We start from the raw sequence: 18,708 nt of genomic DNA on the forward strand, positions 1-18,708 counted from the left end.
ACGGTCGACGGACGAAGCCCGCGAAGGCGGTGGCGTGCGCGCGGTCAGCGGACGCTGACGTCCAGCGCGCCGAGTCCCGCCCGGCGGACCGCGATCGACCCGTACGGCGTGCGCAGCCGCAGCCACGCGCCCGACGAGTACAGCCCGAGCGGGCTCTCCCCGGCCGCGGCCCCGGACCCCGCCCCGGGCCGCGCGGGTCGCAGGAATCCCAGTGACTGCGCCGCGTGCGCGGCCCGTACCGGAAGACCGGTGTCACCGACCGGCCGGGACCAGATCTCCCGCCCGATCCGGTCGAGTTCGGCACGCGTACGCCGCTCGGGCGCCAACTCCTGCGTACGGGAACGGAATTCGGCCACCGCACCGGCGACCATGGCGCGCACGGCGTCCGCGGAGGGCAGCCCCGGCTCGGTGCTCCAGCCGCCGCGCGGCGGGAGCACCCCGGCCCACGGCGGCCCGGTGACGGCGGCGGGCACCGCGGCGGTGGCCGCCGACTCGTCGACGGACTCCAGGAGTTCACCGGCCGAGACGGTCACGTCCAGGGTGAGGTCGAGCCCGTTCTCGTACGGCTTGGCGAGGCGCGCCGTACGGACGGCGAGGACCTCGAACGACGGTGGCCGGCCGAAGACCGCGAGCGTGGTGCCCCGCGCCTGAAGGCGCACGGCCGCCGCGCGGTCGTAGTGGACCAGCCGGGAGAGGAAGGCGGCGAGGTCCGCCGCCTCCCCCGCGTCGACGAGGTGCAGGACGGTCATGCCGCGACGGCCTCGCCGTCCTCGTCGAGCTGTGCGTCCTCGGCGGCCTTGCCGCCCTCGTCGTCCCGGTACTCCTCCAGGAACTCACGTTCCTCGGCGGTGATGCGACGCGGGCGCTGGGCCTCGAAGTCGAACGGCACGACCACGGTCGCGGCGCGGACGTAGAGCTGCTCCGCGTCCTTGACCTCGTACGTGATCGTGAACGCCGCCGCCCTTATCTCCGTGATCCACAGCTCGATGTCCACCGGCTCGCGCCGGTGGACGAGCTGCCGCTTGTAGTCGATCTCGTGGCGCGCCACCACGGACCCCTGCTTGAACTGCTTGTCCGGGCGGGTCAGGAAGTCGATACGTGCTTCCTCCAGGTAGCGGAGGAAGACCGCGTTGTTGACGTGACCGTACGCGTCCATGTCCGCCCAGCGCAGCGGGCAGCGGTAGATGTGCCGCAAGATCGATCAGCCCCGGGTCAGCTTCTTGTAGGTGGCGCGGTGCGGGCGCGCAGCCTCGGCACCGAGCCGCTCGATCTTGTTCTTCTCGTACGACTCGAAGTTGCCCTCGAACCAGAACCACTTGGACTCACCCTCGTACGCGAGGATGTGGGTCGCGACCCGGTCGAGGAACCAGCGGTCGTGGGAGACGACCACGGCCGCGCCCGGGAACTCGAGCAGCGCGTTCTCCAGGGAGGACAGCGTCTCGACGTCGAGGTCGTTGGTCGGCTCGTCGAGGAGCAGCAGGTTGCCGCCCTGCTTGAGCGTCAGCGCCAGGTTGAGGCGGTTGCGCTCACCACCGGAGAGGACACCGGCCGGCTTCTGCTGGTCGGGGCCCTTGAAGCCGAAGGCGGAGACGTACGCGCGCGACGGCATCTCGACCTGGCCCACGTTGATGTAGTCCAGCTCGTCGGAGACGACGGCCCACAGCGTCTTCTTCGGGTCGATGTTCTCGCGGCTCTGGTCGACGTACGAGATCTTGACGGTGTCGCCGACCTTGATCGAGCCGGCGTCCGGCGTCTCCAGGCCCTGGATCATCTTGAAGAGCGTGGTCTTGCCGGCGCCGTTCGGGCCGATGACGCCGACGATCCCGTTGCGCGGCAGCGTGAAGGAGAGGTCGTCGATCAGGACCTTCTCGCCGAAGGCCTTCGAGAGGTTGTTGACCTCGACGACGATGGAGCCCAGGCGCGGGCCCGGCGGGATCTGGATCTCCTCGAAGTCCAGCTTCCGCATCTTGTCGGCCTCGGCCGCCATCTCCTCGTAGCGCGCGAGACGCGCCTTGGACTTGGCCTGACGCCCCTTGGCGTTGGACCGCACCCACTCCAGCTCTTCCTTGAGCCGCTTGGCGCGCTTGGCGTCCTTCTGGCCCTCGATCTTCAGGCGGGAGGCCTTGTTGTCGAGGTACGTGGAGTAGTTGCCCTCGTAGGGGATGGCGCGGCCGCGGTCGAGCTCGAGGATCCACTCGGCGACGTTGTCGAGGAAGTACCGGTCGTGGGTGACGGCGACGACGGTGCCCGCGTACTTGGCGAGGTGCTGCTCCAGCCACTGCACGGACTCGGCGTCCAGGTGGTTGGTGGGCTCGTCGAGCAGCAGCAGGTCGGGCGCCTCGATGAGCAGCTTGCACAGCGCGACGCGGCGCTTCTCACCACCGGAGAGGTTGGTGACCGGCCAGTCGCCGGGCGGGCAGCCCAGGGCGTCCATGGCCTGCTCCAGCTGGGCGTCCAGGTCCCACGCGTTGGCGTGGTCCAGGTCGTCCTGGAGCTTGCCCATCTCCTCCATGAGCGCGTCCGAGTAGTCGGTCGCCATGAGCTCGGCGACCTCGTTGAAGCGCTTGAGCTTGCCCATGATCTCGGCGGCGCCGTCCTGCACGTTCTCCAGGACCGTCTTGGACTCGTCGAGCGGGGGCTCCTGGAGCAGCATGCCGACGGTGTAGCCCGGCGACAGGAACGCGTCACCGTTGGAGGGCTGCTCGAGGCCCGCCATGATCTTGAGAACGGTGGACTTACCGGCTCCGTTCGGACCGACCACACCGATCTTCGCACCCGGCAGGAAGTTCAAGGTGACGTCGTCGAGGATCACCTTGTCGCCGTGCGCCTTGCGCGTCTTGCGCATGGTGTAAATGAACTCAGCCAAGAGAAACCGTCCGGACGCTTGAAATCGGCAGTGGGCAGATACACCCCATCTTGCCTGACGGCTACCCCTGGAAGGAAACCCGTTCGGCCAGGGGGCTGCGACCTGGCGGTTCGCTGTCCCTGCTCGTAGCCGATCCGTCACCGGCTGTCGCCGTCGATCACCACCGCGCGCCCGCGCACGGCCCAGGGACGGCCCAGCGAGCGATCACGCAGGCCTGTGCCACTCGTCCAGGGGGTGTGATCGGGGTCGTCACATCGGGCGCTTCATCGGGCCGGGCCGAGTACCTCGTCGGCGCTGCGGGGCTCTGTGCGCGGCTGCTCGTTGAGTTTGTGGCGCGCGATGGAGGAGCGCCGGTAGACCTCTTTGCGGGCCCGCATGATGTTGCCCAGGGGGGCGTGCTCGGCGGTGACCCGCCAGGGCGTGAAGGACAGCGCGTCCATCTTCTCCAGGTTTTCCGGGCTGGAGATGTCCTGCTGTGGCAGCCGCAGTGTGGCCACGGTGACGGACGGCGAGAGCTTCTCGGGCCACTCCACGGTGAGATCCTCCACCGGCATGCGCTCCAGGTCGGTGCAGAGCTGGACCTGGATGTCGAAGGCGTAGGGCCGTTCTTGCAGCTCGGCCTGCAGGGTCGGGCGGAAGACCTCCGCGGCGGAGGTCGGGTCGATGTCGCGCCGCACCACCCCGGCGGCGGCGGCCGGGTCGGGGGTGAAGCGGACCTTGGCGATGTAGTCGCCGTGCCGGACCGCGCCCATCGTCCAGTAGCTGGACAGCAGTATGTTCGCGGGAGGGGTCTTCGACAGGCGCAGGAAGGCAAGGAACTCGTCCCATGCCCAGTTGTCCTGGTCCAGGGTTCCCTTTCCGGTCACGAAATCGGTGAAGAAACGACGCGCGCCGGGCCGGCCCTGCGAGAAGTAGGCCGGCGCCTCCAGGAACAGTTCCTGGATGAACAGGTAGTGCTCAACCGTGTTGCAGAAGAAGATCGGTCCGTTGATGTTGGCGTAGTCGAAGGTGCCCGTGTCCGGTTCGTCTTCCAGCAGGGTCGGACCAGGGATGTCGAACATCTTCAGCGCCAGTCCGGTGGCGGCACCCAGGCGTGCGTCGGCTCCGGCGTGTGGCGAGCCGTTGGAGAAGCGGATGAGCGCGTCGTGGGTTCCCGGGGTCGCGTAGATACCTTGGGCGTACTCGGGGGGTAGCCCGTCCAGGATCTCCACTTCCCCTCGGACCAACCCGTAGCCCTTGGCATGGGCATCGCGCAGGGCCCGGCCGGTCCCACCGGCTTCGACGGAGGCGGCGATGTAGCTCTCGGTCCTGCTGATCACCGTCTGCAGGGTGCGGTCGAAGTTCGGATCGTCGGCTTCAACGTCAGGCGTATAGCGGACGAACTGTGCTGCCATGGTGTCGAACCCTCCTCGAAGACTGTGGTGAAACCGCCCTCAGTCCTCCAGCTCCGCGAGCCAGCGCAAGGCGCGCAGCCCCGGTACGAAGCAGTACTCACCGCCCCGGGTGACCACGAAGCTGGGCAGGTTCCGCAGACGCCGCCGGACCGGCTTCTCCGGGATGGTCAGGGTGTCGGTCCCGCCGTGGTGCCCGGCCACCGCGTCCTTCTCGCCGGGGTAGCCGATGAAATTGCCGTCGTTGATCCACTGGGCCTTGATGAACTCGAACTGCCGTTCCAGATGGGCGCCGAGGAACACTCCGACCAGACCACGGTCGGCACCGTCGTCCTCCAGCACACCCTCCGGTAGCGGCGGACCGTAGGTGGTGCCGCGGCGGATGAGGCGATGCATCCGTGCGTCGCCGATGATGGTGGAATCGCGGGGGTTGGTGCGCCGGATGTGCGCACCGGCGGGGCACCGGAAGCCGCGATCGTCGTCCTCCCGGTACAGAAAATTGTTGACGCGGTGCGGATCCGCCGCCAGCTCCGGATCATCGTGCTCCGGCGCCAGCGCCAGCGGTGCGCCGCTCGGCCAGCGCCCGACCATCTTCGCCGCCAGGAGCGACTCCTCCTCGGCACTGGAGCTGTTCGCACGCAGAAACCGACGCCAGGCCGCCACGTTGGTGTGGGCCTTGCGCACAGCAGCGTAGGTGCCGTTCCGGCCCAGCACATCGGGGGTGGGCATGGGCGGCAGATTTCCGGTTTCGTCCGGGTAGCCGAGGATGAACTCGCCGGCCTTGATGGGGGCCTCCTGCGGGTTGGAGCCGGGCAGTCCGACACCCTCGATGTTCGGATGGCTGATGCCGTCACGGAAACCGAAGGTGGTGCGCCCGGTCGGGAGCTGGCGGACCTCCTGCTGCCAGATCACCTGGACACCGGGCGTGCCCTCGAACGCGACCCGGACCCGCTCCAGCTCCTTGTCCAGCTGCGCCGCGTCGGAGGAGAGGGCGCTCAATGCGATGTGGACATCGCCTGTTCCGAACGGTGCCTCCCAGTGGGCCGGCGCACTCTCGCCCACGTCGCCGATCAGCTCCGCCCGAGCGGCCATGCCCTCGCGGAACGCCTGCGGGAAGCTGTCCAGCGACTCCTGGGGCACCCCCAGGGCCCGCAGCCCCTCGTAGGTGAACGCCACGGCAACCCAGGCGTCCTGGCTCCGGTCCGTGCTGGGCAGGCCGGCCGCGGTCAGCGGGAGCAGCCGCCGTAGCAGGGCGCGCCCGGCGTGTCGGTCATCGACGCGCAGGAAGAGGTACTTTCCCTCGTACGGGACGGGCCGTGGGCGCAGTGCTCCGCTCTGGATGTCATCGATCTCGACGCGTACGGTGCCCGCGCTGCCATTTGCTGTCGTGTCCATGATGCCTTGTGCTCCACATCAGTCATGGCCTGGGCAGCCCTCGGCGGGCGGCCCTCGCCCGCCGACGCGGTCCGTCAGCATCGGGCCGGCTGTGAATACTGCGTGTGCGGCTCGCGACCTGCCTAGCTTGCGGCCAACTCCAGCAGGTGCCGGAAGGCCGGTGTGGCCACCAACTGCGCGTTGGCCGGGTTCTCCAACGCCGCCCGGAACTCAGGGGTGTCCAGCACCTGCTCGAATGCCTCGTCCACTTCGTGGTCCTTCCAGATCCGCCGAACGGTCAGATCCGGATAGGCGCTGAAGAAAGCCCCTGCGGGCGCTTGATGGGCAAGGAACCACTCCTTCACCCCTGGATCCTTGATGCCAGGGAACCCCTCGGTGTGCGAGAAGACCTCTTCGAAGACCTGCCCGACCACCGTCTTGGCGAAGTCGTCGATATACGTGTCCCAGGAACCGTCGAAGACGCTGGCGAACATGAATCGGGTGCCGTTTTCGAAGATCACGTACCGTGCGTCGTGCAGGGTTCCGATCTGTTGTATCGCCGCACGGTTCCCCTCGTCGGCCGACTTTCCTTCGATATCGGCCAGCAGCTCACGCAGCGCTTCCGTATGCCCCGGCTTGATCTTGGCGAAAACGGTGAACTCGCTGCAGACCCCTTCCGACGCGCCTGGCCGGTCGGGGTGTGCTGACTGAGGCGCACCTGGTGTCGGAGTCATCGTCGGATTCTCCTGCCACGGATCGGCGCGAGGATGACCAAGCGCCTGAACATGAGACGCCATCGCCCTCACATGTCAATGCTCGGCACGGTTGCGCTGCCTCGCATCTTCAGCTCTGGTCGATGCGTTCAGCTGGGGCGGATTCCCGGAAGGCTCTGGCCTCGACGCGTCCGTTTCGGTCCACTTCACCGTCCCCACCACGGGAGATTACGCACCGTGTCGGCGTCCGGGCGCTAGGCTGAGGCTTCCTCCAGCAGCTTCTGGAAGGCGGGCGTGGCCACCAGTTCCGCGTTGGCCGGGTTCTCCAGCGCCGTCCGGAACTCGGGGGTGTCCAGCACCTCCTGGAACGCGTTGTCCACGCGCTGGTCCTTGTAGATCTGCTGAACGGTCAGATCAGGGTAGGCGCTTACGAAGACACCCGCGGGCGCCTGGTGGGCGAGGAACCAATCCTTCGCCCCTGGATCTTTGACGCCGGGAAACCCTTCGCTGTGCGAGAAGACCTTGTCGAAGCGTTCCCCGACCACCGTCTTGGCGAAGTCATCGATGTAGGTGTCCCAGGAGCCGTCGAAGACGCTGGCGAACATGAACCTGGTGTCGTTGTCGAAAATGACGTGCCGTGCGTCATGCAGCGTGCCGATCTGGCGGACCGCCGCATGGACATTCTCGTCATTCGCTGCGTCACTCAGCCTGGCGAGGTCCTCACGCAATGCATCGGTTTCGCCTTGCTTGATCTCGGTGAAAACGGTGAACTCGTTGGAGACCCCATCCGTCCGGCCCGGATGCTCAGGGTAAGCCGGCTGGGTTGCACCTGTCGTAGTCATCGCGAGGCTCTCCTACCGCGGATGGGCGCGAGGGTCGCCAAGCGCTCGGACATGAGGCGCCATCGCCCTCACATAGCAATGCTCACCGCAGATGCGCTGCCTCGCATCTTCTCACTTCACGCTTCCCCACCAGGAACGATTACGTTCCGCACGGTGTCGCTGTCACCGTGCCGAGAAGGAGAAGCTGCCTCGGAGGATGCCGACGTGCCGAGCCGGTTCGGAGACGGCAGCAACGCGCGTGCGGAAGGCCAGTCCAGGGTCATCGCGTCCTGAGAGGCTCCCGAGGACAGATTCGGCCGGCAGCAGGAAGATGAAAGCGGCGGAGCGTGCCGGGTACGCGGGCGTCGCCATTTTCGGGGAGCCGCTTCCCCACGGCCGTGAAGACAACGGTGCAGCCGGTCACGGAACAACCCGTTGCGCGGCACAGACGGTCGGATCACCCGCTTCCGCCAAGCCCACTCCACTGGATCGCCACCCGGAGGCCACCATGGGCGCAGTTCTCGGTGACGTGCTGGGCTTCGCGGCGGCCGTCGCGATCAGTCCGCTCCCGATCATCGCCATCATCCTCATACTCGCCACGCCCCGAGGGCGTCTCAACGGTGTCCTCTTCACCGTCGGCTGGATTCTGGGACTCGCGGCACTGGGCGCGGTGATGCTGGCCATCGCCTCTCCGGCAGGTGCTTCCGCCCACAAGCAGCCGGCCACCTGGGTGGGAGCGCTCAAGCTCGCCCTGGGCCTGTTCCTCGTCCTCTTCGGCGCCCGCCAATGGCACCGGCGCCCAAGAGATCCCTCGCAAGCCCAGCTGCCGAAGTGGATGGGCGCGATCGACCGCCTCACGCCGGTCAAGGTCTTCGGACTCGGACTGGCCCTGGCCGCGCTCAACGCCAAGAACGCCCCCCTGACCATCGCCGCGAGCGCCTCGATCGGCTCAGCGGGACTGCCGGTCGGGCAGCAGATCGCATCGCTGGCGATCTTCGTCGTGATCGCCACCCTCGGCCTGCTGGCCCCACTCGGAGTCTTCTTGCTCGGCGGAGAGCGAGCACAGACCACACTCGGTAATTGGAAGGACTGGGCAGCTCAGCACAATGTCGCCGTGATGGCGGTCCTGTTCTTCGTCCTCGGGCTGAAACTGCTCGGCGACGGCATCGGCATCCTCACTTCCTGACAGCCCTGCCGACGAGGTACCGCGGTCCGATCACGCAGGTGCGACAGACAAGGTCGGTGGAGTCTCCATGGCCGGGTCAAGGGCCTCTGCCGGGCCGAGGACGCCGTCAGGCGTCGGTGTCGGCGGCCTCTTCGAGCAGGTCCATGAAGTGGTTGTGGAAGCGGCGTTCGGCGTCCCGGCATGGGGCATTGAAGAAGGCTCGTTGAGCTTCGGCGAGACCGCAGTCCAGCAGACCCATGGTCACGAACACGGCTTCCACTCCATGGCACCCCTTGTCCTTGAGGAACTGCTGGAGTGCGTCCGTGTCGCCGGTTGTCTCCCAGACGGGCCGGGCGGTCTCCTGCATGGCAGCGATGCGCGCTGATCGTTCTGCGTCGAAGCCCACTGAAACCCACCTCCCTGGTTCGGCCCGCAGGCTATCGCCAGGTAGGCGGGGTGCCAGCTGGGCGGGGACGTGGCTGGAGGTGAAGTCCCGCCGCAGGCGGGCGGGTTCACGCTCCGCTGCCGCGGCCGACCGCCGCCGTCCGGCTCCCCCGCCGGGCCCTGTGGGTGACCGGTGCGTGACTGTGCGTCCTGGTCGGCCGCCACCTCGTGCGGAGCAGGGCGAAGGGGCACACTCTGGTAGTAGGGGCTGGGGCCTGCCCCGGAGGTGATCACAATGATGGAGACACAGACACGGACCGCGGTCGGATGGCACGTGGAGATGGAGTTCGAGGAGGACGACCACCGCACACGTGCCGCCGCGCTCCTGAGACTGCCCGACGGCAGTGAGGTACGCGCCCACGGATACGCCAGCCGCCACCCCTCCGACTCGAATCAGCCGAGGGTCGGCGAGGAGGTCGCGGGGGCTCGTGCTCTGAACGAGCTGGCGATGAGGCTGCTGACCAAGGCGCACGACGAGATCGACGAGGCGTCGGGCAGGACCTCGCACCCGCTGAGGGCCTGACCCGAGCGGACCGGTCCGGGCCCTTCGGTCCGGGCCCTCGGTCCGGACAGCCGTGCCCGGTCGGCCGGAGACGGACCTTCCCGACCGGGGTCGGTCCGGGCAGCGTGCCCGGTCGGACGGAACCGGGCCTCCCCCCATCAGGGTCGACCCGGGCAGCCGGGACGACCGGGCCTCTCCGGCCCGACTTCTTCGACCGGGCCGCCGACACCGGCGGGGCGTCCCGCACCGGATGCACGGTGCGGGACGCCGCCGTTCTCAGGGACACCGCGGCACGCAGGGACACCGTCGTACGCAGGGATCTTGTCGTCGTACGCAGGGACTCGGGCCGCCGGCGCGGCGCGCGGCGGGCGCGCGCCGGGGGAAGGGGCGCTCCCACTCCTGAGGAGCCGTCAGCGCGCAAGGCCCGCGGCGCCTTTCGGCCGGCGGCGTGGGCGCTCACGAACCGCGCCCCGTATCGGCTCCTGCCATGAGCGCGTGAGTACCGCGCCGCCTCGGCGCGCCGCCAGAGCGTCCACACCGTCGGCGCGTCCGCGCCGTACCGCACGCCGGGTCCATGACGAGCGGGGTCGACGACGCGCGCGGGCGCCCGGACGTCCGAGCGCCCACTCTCGGCCCGGGCTGCGTCGGAGTCGGATCGAGGCGGTGCGTCGCCCTCGATGACCGCCATCCGGGCGATGACGTTCCGGAAATCCGTGATCGCGTCGGAGAGCAGCTTCCACCGTCCGTCCCCGCGCGGACCGGCCCGGGGACGGCGGGGTCGGGTCGGCCGTCGCGGCGCGTCCGGCGAACTCATGGGCGTACTGCCGGAGAGGAGGGCGAAGGCGACCACAGGCGCTCGGCCCGAGGGCGGGGGAGCGGATGAATCACTGTCCCGAGTGCTTGATCGGACCGCGAATCCGCAGGTCTGAGCAGCATGGCGCCCCCGGCAGGACTCGAACCTGCGGCCAAGCGCTTAGAAGGCGCCTGCTCTATCCACTGAGCTACGGGGGCCGGGTGTGGTGGCCTGTGTCGCGGTGCCCGGGTGTGGGCTGATCCTTGACCTTGCCGGGCACAAGGATAGGGCTCCCGCCTCCTTGTCCCTCGCGCTTCGCCTCCGTGGCTCGATGTGGAGGTTCAGTGAAGCGGTCCCGATAATCGCAGGCGGGTACGAATCGTGCACCGCTTTTGGCGCCTCACGCATCGGGTGTTGTGCACTCGTTATGCCTGCGCCCCAGTCATCCCTTCCGCCCCGTGTGTCCTGTCGGCGCGCAGACACACCCATATGCTTCAGAATGCCGCCAAAATTGGGCATTCTTCGCATGTGGTGACCTTGGACGTACGGCCTCAGCTGCTCGACGCACTCTCCGCCCTGCGCGACCGTGTCGCCGCCGCACGCTTTCCGCTGCCCCTGGCGGGGGCTCCACGCGCGCGTGCCAACCGCGACGAACTGCTCGCACAGCTCGACGACTATTTGGTGCCCCGGCTGAGACAGCCCGAAGCACCGCTTCTCGCCGTGATCGGTGGATCGACCGGCGCGGGCAAGTCGACTCTCGTCAACTCCCTTGTCGGACGGCGTGTCAGCGAGGCGGGGGTGCTGCGGCCGACGACCCGTACCCCGGTGCTCGTCTGCCATCCCGAAGACCATCACTGGTTCAGCGGGATGCGCGTGCTGCCCCAGCTCACGCGTGTGTGGAAACCCCATCAGGAGCCGGGCGACGATCTTCCCGGGTTCTCCGGGCAGTCCACGGAACCGGTGCTGCGCATCGAGACCGCCGACACGCTCCCCCGCAACCTCGCCCTGCTCGACGCCCCCGACATCGACTCCCTGGTCGCCGACAATCGTGTGCTCGCGGCCGAGCTGATCTGCGCGGCCGACATCTGGGTCATGGTCACTACGGCCGCCCGGTACGCCGACGCCGTGCCGTGGCACATGCTGCGCACGGCCAAGGAGAACCGGGCGACCCTGGTCACCGTGCTCGACCGGGTGCCCCACCAGGTGGTGTCGGAGGTGTCGCGGCAGTACGGCGCCCTGCTCACCAAGGCCGGGCTCGGCGAGGTGCCCCGCTTCACCGTGCCCGAACTGCCGGAGTCCGCGTGGGGCGGCGGTCTGCTGCCCGCCAGCGCCGTCGCGCCGCTGCGTACGTGGCTCGTGCACCGCGCGCAGGAGCCGGGAGCCCGCCACGAGGCGATGGCCCGGACGGCACAGGGAGTGCTCGACTCGCTGATGAGGCGGATGCCCGAACTGGCCAGTGCGACAGCCGCGCAGTACGCCGCTGCGCTGCGGCTCACCTCGGCCGTCGAGAGTGCGTACGACAGCGAACACGCGCGCGTGAAGGGCCGTTTGCAGGCCGGTGCCGTGCTCTCCGGGGGTGCGCTCAAGCGGTGGCGCGCCTTTCCCCTGGACTGCACCGCGGGCGAGCTGCTCGACTCCCTGGTCGAGAGCCTGAGCGCGCTGCTGCTGTGCTCGGTCACGGCGGCCGACGAGCGCGTGGACGAGGTGTGGCGGCGCGAACCGGCCGCGCAGGCCCCGGGCCTGATGGACCGCGACCCGACGCTGGAGAGCGCCGAGCACCGGATCGGGATGGCCGTACGGCGCTGGCGGCGCGTCATGGAGGAGTACGCGGAGGAGGAGGTGCGCGGCCTCGAGAAGAGCGCCGCGCCCGACACCGAGATGGTGGCCGCGCTGGTCGCCACCGCGCTCCTGGGCGGCCGCCGGGCGCGGAACGCGGGCGAGGGCCTCGCGGAGCGGATCGGCGCCCACCGCGCGTTGCGGCTGCGCGACCGGGGCGGCCGGCTGCTGACGGACTACCTCGACAGGACCCTGAACAACGAGCGCGAACGCCGTCTCGCGCCGCTCGACGCACTCGACGTCCACGCGGAACCCCAGGCCGAACTCATCGCCGCGCTGTCCGTACTGCAGAAGGAGAGGTGACCGCGGTGACTGCCGTCACTGACCACACGGATCACGCCGACCGTCCCGGAGACGACCCGCACGGGGACGATCCGCGCGCAGAGGCTCCCCGCGGGGAGACCGCACGCGGTCAGGAGCACCCCGGGGACGGCCGCCTCGGGGACGGCCGCCTCGGGGGCGACCGTCCCACCGGCGGGCACGACGGGGACGCGCACGACGGTGAGAGACGTGGCACGCAGGGGCCCGAGGGACAGGGCCGTCCCGCGGAGGCCGGCCCGCAGGAAGGGCGCCCACGGGACGAACGGTCCGGAGGCGGCGGCACGTCGCAGGGCCGGGGCGAGGACGCCCGCCCGGCGGACACCCGGTCCGGAGGGGCCCGGTCCGGAGACGGCCGGCCCGGGGACGCCCGCCCCGCAGGAGCCCGGTCCGACGAGGCCCGCTCCGGAGGTACCGATCCCTCACCGGCCCGTTCCGAAGGTCGCAGTCCGCGAGAGGCCCGGTCCGAAAGCGGGGGGACTCAGGAGGGCCGCTCCCGGGACGCGCGGGCCGACGCCCGTACCGAGGCCACCTCGTCGGGAGGCGCCCGGCCTGGGGAGGCGCCCTCCGAGGACGGCGGACGACCGGGCCGGAACCGCGCCGGCGACGAGCGCTCCGCGGGCGCGGCCAGGGCTGACGCCCCCTCCGAGGACACGCGCAGGAAGAGCACCGGCCTCGCCGAGGAGCGGCGGGCGGTCCGCAAGGAGGCGGCCGCCGCCGAGGGCCGGTTCCGCAGGGGCATCGGAGCCAGGAAGCCCTCCGCGGCCGGACTCCCCCAGCACGCCCCCGCCGGTGAAGGCGACGGGCACGCGCGCGCGAACGGCGACGACGAGTCCGCGCGCGCGGACGGCGACACGGTCTGGGACGACGGGCTCATCGCACGGCGCGTGACGGAGCCGGCCACCGGCGGGGAACCGCCCGCGCCGGACACCAGACCCGCCGTGCAGGCCCCGCCGGCACCGCTCACGTACGACGCCCCGCTGCGCGCGCGTCTGGACGCGTTGCGTGAACTCGTGGGCGTCTCGCGGGCGCGGCTCGACAGCGACACCCTCGCGGAGGCCGGCCGGGTCCTCGACGAGGCCGCGGCGCGCCGCAAGCTCTCCGGTCAGCACACCGTCGTGGCCATCGCCGGGGCGACGGGCAGCGGCAAGTCCCAGCTGTTCAACGCGCTCGCGGGCGTGGCCATTTCGGAGACCGGCGTCCGCCGGCCCACCACCGCGGCGCCCATCGCGTGCAGCTGGAGCGACGGCGCGGCCACGCTCATCGACCGGCTCGGCATCCCGGGCCGGCTGCGCAGACGGCCGTTGCAGAGCCCGGAGGCCGAGGCGAAGCTGCGCGGTCTCGTCCTGGTCGACCTGCCCGACCACGACTCCGCCGCCGTCCAGCACCGCGAGCAGGTCGACCGCGTCCTGAAGCTCGTCGACGCCGTCATCTGGGTGGTGGATCCCGAGAAGTACGCGGACGCCGTCATCCACGAGCGCTACCTGCGGCCCATGGCCGGACACGCCGAGGTCATGTTCGTCGTGCTCAACCAGGTGGACCGGCTGCCCGGGGAGGCCGCCCACCAGGTCCTGGACGACCTGCGGCGGCTGCTCGACGAGGACGGCATCGCGCTCGGCGAGCACGGCGAACCGGGGGCGACCGTGCTCGCGCTGTCCGCGCTCACCGGGGACGGCGTGGGGGAACTGCGGGAGGTCCTCGGCCAGTTCGTGACCCGGCGCAACGCGCCCGGGCGCCGCGTCTCGGCCGATGTCGACGCGACCGCCACGCAGTTGCGCCCGGCGTACGTGACCGGTCGGCGTGTCGGGCTCAGCGAGGAGGCCCGCGACGAGTTCTCGGACCGGCTCGCGGACGCGGTGGGCGCCGTCGCGGCCGGGGAGGCGGCCGAGCGCGCCTGGCGCCGCAACGCCAACCGCGCCTGCGGCACGCCCTGGCTGCGGCTGTGGCGGTGGACGCAGGAGCGGCGCGATTCCCAGACGGCGCGTCTGCCGGTGCGCGACCCCGCGGACGAGGAGGCCACGGCACGCCAGCGCGTGGAGCAGGCCGTACGGGTGGTCGCGGACCGGGCGGCGTACGGACTGCCCGCCCCCTGGTCCCTGGCGGTGCGCGAGGCCGCCGCGAGAGGGGCGCACGGGCTGCCCGAGGCCCTGGACGAGATGGCGGCGCGCGCCACGACTCCGGCGAGGCGTCCGCCGCGGCCCGGCTGGTGGCCGATCGCCGTGCTCGCGCAGGCGTCGATGACGATCCTCCAGATCGTCGGCGGACTGTGGCTGGTGGCGCAGATCGTCGGGGTGATGTCGCCGAACCTCGGGGTGCCGGTGCTGCTGATGGTGGCGGGCATCGTCGGAGGCCCGCTCGTCGAGTGGGGCAGCAGAATGGCGGCCCGCGGGCCGGCCCGGCGCTACGGGCAGGAGGCGGAACGGCGGCTGCGCGAGGCGGCCACCGGATGCGGCAGGGCCCGTGTGCTCGATCCCCTGGCCGCGGAGTTGCTGCGGTACCGGGAGGTCCGGGAGGAGTACGGGCGGGTGACGGGGGCGGCGCCGGCCTCCGTCGGGTAACGGCATCGTGCCGGACTGCTGCCACTCCTTCGCGTGAGGCGGTTGTCCACAATCGGCCGGTGGCCCACAGGGCCCGGCGGGCCCGGCCCGGCGGAGGCAGTCTGAACTCGCGGCGACCGCAGCAGCGCAGCGGTCGCCGCGTCGGACGCATTCGCACGGGAGAGGGGTTCGGGCATGAACGAGACAACGGTGTGCGTGGTGGGGAACGTCGCGACACAACCGGTCTACCGGGAGGCGCCGACCGGGGCGTCGGCCCGGTTCCGGCTGGCGGTCACCTCGCGTTACTGGGACCGCGAGAAGAACGAGTGGGTCGACGGGCACACCAATTTCTTCACGGTGTGGGCGAAGAAGTCCCTCGCGACGAACGTGGGGGCGTCCGTGTCCGTGGGCGATCCGGTCCTCGTCCAGGGGCGGCTGAAGGTCCGTACGGAGACGCGGGACGGCCAGAGCTGGACGTCCGCGGAGGTCGACGCGACGGCGATCGGACACGACCTGTCCCGCGGCACTTCGGCCTTCCGCAGGCCGTCGAAGGGGGACGCGGGACCGGTCTCGCCGTCGCGGCCTGAACCGAGTTGGGACACCCTCTCACCCGCCTCTCCGGACGCGGCCTCCCAACAGCGGGCCGAACCAGTTGGTGTGACGTGATGTCAGAGACCCACGCGATCTGACCGAAGTGCGCCTTATCGGCGAATTCGAACCGATCCGCCATCGTGGATTTGTCGATAAGCGCAGCTCACAAGCAGGTGAGCGATAACGATTCCGAGTCGGATCGGTTATCGGATGGAATGACCGGGGGGCGTGGTGCGCCGCGTCTTTAGGATGCCGGGCATAGCTCACGGGGCTTCTGATTCTGCTGGCGGGACCTTCCCCCACATCAACGGGTCCTGCGCGAAGGGGAATTCTGTGTTTCGTTCGTTCTCTGCGTCGTTCGCGCGCGGGCGGGTGACAGCCCGTCTCACCGCCGCGACGTTGGTGTCGGGTCTCGTCGCCGCGGGGGCGCTCGCCACCGCCGGCACGGCCGCCGCCGACGAGACCCCGCAGAGCCTCGGTGGCGCGACCGCCACCATCGGCGACCTGAAGACCTACGGCTCCGCCGTCATCCACGATCACGGCGAGGACTCGTGGGTCTCCGCGGGTCTGTTCGAGATGTCCGTCGACGACGGCGGCATGCTGCAGACCTACTGCGTCGACCTCCACAACCCGACCCAGCGGGACGCCAAGTACCAGGAGACGCCCTGGAGCGGCACGTCGCTGGGCGCCAACAAGGACGCGGGCAAGATCCGCTGGATCCTGCAGAACTCCTACCCGCAGGTGAACGACCTCGCGGCCCTCGCCGCGAAGGCCGGCGTCGCAAGCCTCACGGAGAAGGACGCGGCCGCCGGTACGCAGGTGGCCATCTGGCGGTACTCGGACGGCGCCGACGTGGACGCGGCCGACCCCGGCGCGCAGAAGCTCGCGGACTACCTGCAGAAGAGCGCGCGGAACCTTCCCGAGCCCAAGGCCTCGCTGAACCTCACCCCGCCCGCGGTCTCCGGTCATGCCGGCGAGCGGCTCGGCCCGGTCACGGTGCACACCAACGCGGACAGTGTGGCGGTGGCGCCCCCGGCGGACGCCGCAGCCTCCGGCGTGAAGATCGTCGACAAGGACGGCAAGCCGGTGACGTCCGCCGTCGACGGCGGCCACGTCTACTTCGACGTGCCGAAGGACAGCGCGGACGGTTCGGCCGCGCTCACGGTGCAGGCCTCCACGACCGTGCCGGTCGGCCGTGCCTTCACCTCCGAGACCCGCAGCCAGACACAGATCCTCGCGGGCTCCAGCGAGTCGACGGTCTCCGCGACGGCGACCGCCGACTGGGCCGAGAAGGGCGCCATACCGGCTCTGTCCGCCAAGAAGAACTGCGCCGAGGGCGGCGTGGACATCACGGCGGCCAATGAGGGCGACGAGCCGTTCACCTTCGAGCTGATGGGGAGCGAGCACACCATCGGGGCGGACGCGTCCGGGACGGTGACCATTCCGCTCCAGGAGGACCAGGCGTACGACTTCACGATCACCGGTCCGAACGGCTTCCAGAAGCGGTTCAAGGGCGTCCTCGACTGCAAGACCCAGGGCAGCGCGAACGACATCTCGACCCAGACGGTCAGTGAGCCCAGCCCGGCCTCGGTGGGCGGCACGTCCGCCGGCGACAGCGATCTCGCCGAGACCGGCAGTTCGAACGCGACACCCGTCATCGCGGGGATCGCCATCGCCCTCGTCGTCATCGGCGGCGCCGCGGTGGTCCTCGTCCGCCGCAAGAAGTCACCCACGCAGGACTGAGCCGCGCAGGACTGAGCCGCCCGGCACCTCGACGGCTCGACAGCGGCTGACCGTACTCAGGGCGGCTTTGTGAGCCCGTGGCCCCGGCTCACCCCGGGCGCCCGGGCTCACGGGCCTTGCTGAAGGACCGCTCCACCGGCCGGCCGGACGTGTCCCGGCCCCGGGTCGGGCGGTCCCGCGCCGCGGGCAGCCGTTTGTGATCTTCGATACCCGCACGGGCGCCCGGCTTTGCTGCGGGCCCGGGCCACCCCTACGGTTGTCGGGCCGTGGTGTTCGGGAAGACCGGTGACGGCCCCTCAGGGGCCCAGGCCGGAGCGGCCCTCGCCACTGTGATCGGGGAGTTTCCGTCCCGTGCCGCCCTCCTCGGGCGGCGCCACTGGCCGTACGGCCGGGAAGGCAGGGGCGGACGCGCGAACCCGTCAGCCAGGAGACCGGCCACGGCATCTCACGAAGTGATCCACGAGGTGCTGGAGCGTGACCGCATGACCCTGCCCACGCAGTCGTCCCCTTCCCCCGCCACGTTCCGCTGGCGGCGCGAGGACACGGTGCGGACCGCCGTGCTCCTCGCCGTGATCGCGGGCCTGCATGTCGTCGCCTTCGGCGTCCTGTTCCTGCTCGTGGTGCCCGAGCACTACGAGGTCGGGTCCAGGGCCTTCGGCATCGGCCTCGGCGTCACCGCCTACACGCTGGGCATGCGGCACGCCTTCGACGCCGACCACATCGCCGCGATCGACAACACCACCCGGAAGCTGATGGCCGACGGCGAACGACCGGTGTCGGTGGGTTTCTGGTTCGCGCTCGGGCACTCCAGCGTCGTGGTCCTGCTGGCCGCGCTCATCGCCGGAGGCACCCAGCTGGCCGGGCGCATCATGAACGAGGGCTCCAGCACGCATCAGGTGCTCGGTGTCATGGGCACCACGGTCTCCGGGTCGTTCCTCTACCTGATCGCGGCCCTGAATCTGGTGGCGCTCGTCGGCATCCTGCGGGTGTTCAGGGCGATGCGCACGGGCGAGTACGACGAGGCCGAACTCGAACAGCACCTGAATTCACGCGGGTTCATGAATCGCGTCCTCGGCCGGTTCACGAAGTCCATCACCCGGCCGGGACAGATGTATCCGCTGGGCTTCCTGTTCGGCCTGGGCTTCGACACCGCCACCGAGGTCACGCTGATGGTGATGGCGGGCAGCGGCGCCGCGGCCGGGCTGCCCTGGTACGCGATCCTCTGCCTGCCGCTGCTGTTCGCCGCGGGGATGAGCCTGTTCGACACCCTGGACGGCACGTTCATGAACTTCGCCTACCAGTGGGCCTTCTCCAACCCGGTCCGGAAGGTCTTCTACAACCTCACCATCACCGGCCTGTCCATCGCGGTGGCCTTCTTCATCGGCACCATCGAGCTGGTGGGTGTCCTGCACGACAAGCTCGAACTGAGCGATGCGGTGACGGGCTGGACAGCGGGCCTCGACCTGGACAACGTCGGCTACATCATCGTCGGACTGTTCGTCGTCGTCTGGGCGGCGGCCGTGGCGTACTGGCGGCTCGCCAAGGTCGAGCAACGCTGGGCGGTCCGCCCCGCCGACGGGAGCTGACGCCGAGCTGCCGCCCCGCCGGCCGGAA

15 protein-coding genes, 1 tRNA gene and 1 riboswitch are annotated in these 18,708 nt (G+C 70.2%); of the genes, 7 read left to right on the forward strand and 9 right to left on the reverse strand.

All coding sequences use genetic code 11. The features are described 5' to 3' along the window. Nucleotides 1-44 precede the first annotated feature (44 nt). The 7 genes from ACZ4IF_RS04390 to ACZ4IF_RS04420 all read right to left on the reverse strand — a co-directional run bounded on the left by ACZ4IF_RS04390 (nucleotide 45) and on the right by ACZ4IF_RS04420 (nucleotide 7,186). Nucleotides 45-749, reverse strand: coding sequence for a DUF8185 domain-containing protein (locus ACZ4IF_RS04390; RefSeq protein WP_467559398.1), 705 nt, complete (start codon nucleotides 747-749; stop codon nucleotides 45-47). After that, on the reverse strand, nucleotides 746-1,195 hold the full coding sequence (locus ACZ4IF_RS04395) for an acyl-CoA thioesterase (protein ID WP_467559400.1): 450 nt from the start codon (nucleotides 1,193-1,195) through the stop codon (nucleotides 746-748). The genes ACZ4IF_RS04390 and ACZ4IF_RS04395 overlap by 4 nt, the downstream gene beginning before the upstream one ends. 6 nt (nucleotides 1,196-1,201) lie before the next feature. Further along, on the reverse strand, nucleotides 1,202-2,866 hold the full coding sequence (ettA, locus tag ACZ4IF_RS04400) for an energy-dependent translational throttle protein EttA (RefSeq protein ID WP_467559402.1): 1,665 nt from the start codon (nucleotides 2,864-2,866) through the stop codon (nucleotides 1,202-1,204). A 263-nt stretch (nucleotides 2,867-3,129) separates the two neighbouring features. Next, nucleotides 3,130-4,260, reverse strand: a complete 1,131-nt coding sequence (locus ACZ4IF_RS04405; protein ID WP_467559404.1) for a catalase family protein — start codon at nucleotides 4,258-4,260, stop codon at nucleotides 3,130-3,132. 39 nt (nucleotides 4,261-4,299) lie between these two features. After that, a complete protein-coding gene (locus ACZ4IF_RS04410; RefSeq protein ID WP_467559406.1) occupies nucleotides 4,300-5,652 on the reverse strand; it encodes a Dyp-type peroxidase in 1,353 nt (450 codons plus the stop codon). 122 nt (nucleotides 5,653-5,774) lie between these two features. Next, nucleotides 5,775-6,365 (reverse strand): hypothetical protein, encoded by a 591-nt coding sequence (locus ACZ4IF_RS04415; protein WP_467559408.1) that lies wholly within the window; start codon nucleotides 6,363-6,365, stop codon nucleotides 5,775-5,777. Nucleotides 6,366-6,598: 233 nt separating this feature from the next. Continuing rightward, a complete protein-coding gene (locus tag ACZ4IF_RS04420) occupies nucleotides 6,599-7,186 on the reverse strand; it encodes a hypothetical protein (RefSeq protein WP_467559410.1) in 588 nt (195 codons plus the stop codon). Between the two features lie 487 nt (nucleotides 7,187-7,673). Between ACZ4IF_RS04420 and ACZ4IF_RS04425 the strand changes: the two genes are divergently transcribed. Beyond that, a complete protein-coding gene (locus ACZ4IF_RS04425; protein WP_467559412.1) occupies nucleotides 7,674-8,351 on the forward strand; it encodes a GAP family protein in 678 nt (225 codons plus the stop codon). A gap of 106 nt (nucleotides 8,352-8,457) precedes the next feature. Here ACZ4IF_RS04425 and ACZ4IF_RS04430 read toward each other — a convergent pair whose 3' ends face one another. Then, nucleotides 8,458-8,697, reverse strand: coding sequence for a hypothetical protein (locus ACZ4IF_RS04430; RefSeq protein ID WP_467559414.1), 240 nt, complete (start codon nucleotides 8,695-8,697; stop codon nucleotides 8,458-8,460). A gap of 315 nt (nucleotides 8,698-9,012) precedes the next feature. Between ACZ4IF_RS04430 and ACZ4IF_RS04435 the strand changes: the two genes are divergently transcribed. Continuing rightward, nucleotides 9,013-9,297 carry a DUF1876 domain-containing protein gene (locus ACZ4IF_RS04435; RefSeq protein ID WP_359500104.1) on the forward strand — a complete coding sequence of 95 codons (285 nt, stop codon included), beginning with the start codon at nucleotides 9,013-9,015 and terminating at the stop codon, nucleotides 9,295-9,297. Between the two features lie 914 nt (nucleotides 9,298-10,211). Here the strand turns inward: ACZ4IF_RS04435 and ACZ4IF_RS04440 are convergent. Continuing rightward, nucleotides 10,212-10,287: transfer RNA gene (locus tag ACZ4IF_RS04440), tRNA-Arg, on the reverse strand. Between the two features lie 310 nt (nucleotides 10,288-10,597). Here ACZ4IF_RS04440 and ACZ4IF_RS04445 point away from each other — a divergent pair. The 5 genes from ACZ4IF_RS04445 (at nucleotide 10,598) to nicT (ending at nucleotide 18,680) form a co-directional block, all read left to right on the forward strand. Beyond that, on the forward strand, nucleotides 10,598-12,208 hold the full coding sequence (locus ACZ4IF_RS04445) for a dynamin family protein (protein WP_467559416.1): 1,611 nt from the start codon (nucleotides 10,598-10,600) through the stop codon (nucleotides 12,206-12,208). A 5-nt stretch (nucleotides 12,209-12,213) separates the two neighbouring features. Next, on the forward strand, nucleotides 12,214-14,781 hold the full coding sequence (locus ACZ4IF_RS04450; protein ID WP_467559418.1) for a GTPase: 2,568 nt from the start codon (nucleotides 12,214-12,216) through the stop codon (nucleotides 14,779-14,781). A 174-nt stretch (nucleotides 14,782-14,955) separates the two neighbouring features. Then, the gene (locus ACZ4IF_RS04455) at nucleotides 14,956-15,426 is read left to right on the forward strand and encodes a single-stranded DNA-binding protein (protein ID WP_467559420.1); all 471 of its coding nucleotides are present in this window, start codon (nucleotides 14,956-14,958) and stop codon (nucleotides 15,424-15,426) included. A 297-nt stretch (nucleotides 15,427-15,723) separates the two neighbouring features. Beyond that, nucleotides 15,724-17,094: a Cys-Gln thioester bond-forming surface protein gene (locus ACZ4IF_RS04460; RefSeq protein ID WP_467559422.1), complete on the forward strand. Its 1,371-nt coding sequence runs from the start codon at nucleotides 15,724-15,726 to the stop codon at nucleotides 17,092-17,094. Between the two features lie 250 nt (nucleotides 17,095-17,344). Next, nucleotides 17,345-17,548: riboswitch (cobalamin riboswitch) on the forward strand. Nucleotides 17,549-17,576: 28 nt separating this feature from the next. After that, nucleotides 17,577-18,680 (forward strand): Nickel transporter NicT, encoded by a 1,104-nt coding sequence (gene nicT / locus ACZ4IF_RS04465; protein ID WP_467559424.1) that lies wholly within the window; start codon nucleotides 17,577-17,579, stop codon nucleotides 18,678-18,680. Nucleotides 18,681-18,708: the final 28 nt, after the last annotated feature.

The sequence above is a fragment of the Streptomyces sp. NPDC025784 genome (genome assembly GCF_055558435.1).

Bases quoted from the DNA above. Each gene is read 5' to 3' on its own strand.
- ACZ4IF_RS04430 (WP_467559414.1), bottom strand. From the start codon at position 8,697: ATGCAGGAGACCGCCCGGCCCGTCTGGGAGACAACCGGCGACACGGAC.
- ACZ4IF_RS04420 (WP_467559410.1), bottom strand. From the start codon at position 7,186: ATGACTACGACAGGTGCAACCCAGCCGGCTTACCCTGAGCATCCGGGC.
- ACZ4IF_RS04405 (WP_467559404.1), bottom strand. From the start codon at position 4,260: ATGGCAGCACAGTTCGTCCGCTATACGCCTGACGTTGAAGCCGACGAT.
- ACZ4IF_RS04435 (WP_359500104.1), top strand. From the start codon at position 9,013: ATGGAGACACAGACACGGACCGCGGTCGGATGGCACGTGGAGATGGAG.
- ACZ4IF_RS04415 (WP_467559408.1), bottom strand. From the start codon at position 6,365: ATGACTCCGACACCAGGTGCGCCTCAGTCAGCACACCCCGACCGGCCA.
- ACZ4IF_RS04425 (WP_467559412.1), top strand. From the start codon at position 7,674: ATGGGCGCAGTTCTCGGTGACGTGCTGGGCTTCGCGGCGGCCGTCGCG.
- ACZ4IF_RS04410 (WP_467559406.1), bottom strand. From the start codon at position 5,652: ATGGACACGACAGCAAATGGCAGCGCGGGCACCGTACGCGTCGAGATC.
- ACZ4IF_RS04455 (WP_467559420.1), top strand. From the start codon at position 14,956: ATGAACGAGACAACGGTGTGCGTGGTGGGGAACGTCGCGACACAACCG.
- nicT (WP_467559424.1), top strand. From the start codon at position 17,577: ATGACCCTGCCCACGCAGTCGTCCCCTTCCCCCGCCACGTTCCGCTGG.
- ACZ4IF_RS04390 (WP_467559398.1), bottom strand. From the start codon at position 749: ATGACCGTCCTGCACCTCGTCGACGCGGGGGAGGCGGCGGACCTCGCC.